Annotated in this window: 1 protein-coding gene; it reads right to left on the bottom strand. The window is 67.8% G+C overall.

Annotated elements, in window-relative coordinates; translation table 11 throughout:
- On the bottom strand, nucleotides 1–1432 hold a 1432-nt coding region (locus tag OP495_RS17805; protein WP_280571111.1), incomplete at both ends, for an SMC family ATPase.

The following is a 1432-nucleotide window of genomic DNA, read 5'->3' as shown; positions in this document are numbered from 1 at the left end:
CAGCACGCTGCGATAGTGGCGCTCGTGCTCATCGAGGCGCTGGCGGGCGGCCTGGCCTTGGGTGATCAATGCCTCGAGACGCTTTGCGTCCTGCGTCAGGCGCTCATTGAGCGTGCGCTGGGCGTGCTCGGTACGACAGACGGTCTGCCAGCGACTTTGCAGCTCGCCGAGTGCCAGGTGACGTCGAGCGGCGTGATCATGCGCGCGCTGAACGGCCTGGCGGGCGTCCTCTACGCGGGCATGCTCGCCCATCAACTGGCGCAGGGTGTCCTGCCAGTCATCGCGCTGCCGGCGCTGGCGTTGCTGCGTCTCGTGGGCTTGCTGATGGCGCGTAGTCAGCGCCTGCGCGTCGCGGCGCTGTGCGGCGTGCGTTTTGTCGAGCTCGGCCAGTTGATGCTCGCGGGTAGCCAGTTGCTGTGCCTGCTCGCGCGCCTGGCGCAGTTTAGGCTCGGCGGTGCGGCGTGCCGCGTCGGCGTCTTGAAGGGCCTGTTCGGCCGTGGCATGTGCCTGTTTGGCCTGTTGCTGTGTGGTCTCGGCCTTTGTCAGAGCCTCGCGCGTGTCGGCATGCGTCGTTTCGAGACGTGTGATCTCGCCGGGCAATTCGGCCTGGCGTGCCAGACGATGACGTTGAGGCGCGATCAGGCGCTGCCAGTCACGGTCGGCGCGGCTCGGGGCCAGCGTCTGCCAATGCGTCTCGGCAGCGTGATGCTCGTGCTGCCCCTGGGCGTGAGAGTCTTGCAGTCTGGTATCCGTGGCATGCCACTGTGCCTGTGTCTCCAGGCGCTTCGTATGGCGCTGCACGGTGTCAAGCTCGGCTTGGGCGGTCTCGGTGGTTTTTTCGAGCGCGGCGCGTGCCTCGGCCTCGGCGGGCAGGTCGTCGGCGAGCTTGGCGTCCAGCGCATCAACGGCTTTCTTGGCTTGGCTGGCGCGGCGATAGGCGGCGATCGAGATCTCGGAGTACTCGGCGGTACCGGTAAGGCGCTCGAGCAGGTCGCTGCGCTCGTTGTCGTCGGCCTTGAGGAAGGCGGCGAATTCGCTCTGGGCCAGTAGCACGGCGCGGGTGAATTGCTCGAAGCTGAGCCCCAGACACTCGGGCAGCAGGCGGTCGAACTCGCGCTTCTGCGTGGTCAGCAGGCGGTCATCGTCCAGATCACGCAGCGACTGCTCGATCTTCTGCAATTTTCCGTCGGCTTTCTCGCGGGCGCGGCGCACGCCCCAGCGGGCGCGATAGCGGCGGCTGTCGCGGCCCAGGAAGTCGACCTCGGCATGGCCGCTGGCGGCACCTCGGCGGAGTAGAGTACGCGGGTCGGCCGTATTGAGGGTGGCGTCGCCCACGTCGGGCAGCGGGGCATTCTGACCGGGCGCCTGGCGCAACCGGGGCGTGCTGCCGTAGAGTGCCAGACACAAGGCATCGAGCAGCGTGCTCTTGCCG

Source organism: Chromohalobacter sp. 296-RDG (assembly GCF_029889885.1).
Lineage (GTDB): Bacteria > Pseudomonadota > Gammaproteobacteria > Pseudomonadales > Halomonadaceae > Chromohalobacter.
The sequence above is the reverse complement of the archived record's forward strand: the minus strand, read 5'-3'. Positions and strand labels throughout refer to the sequence as shown.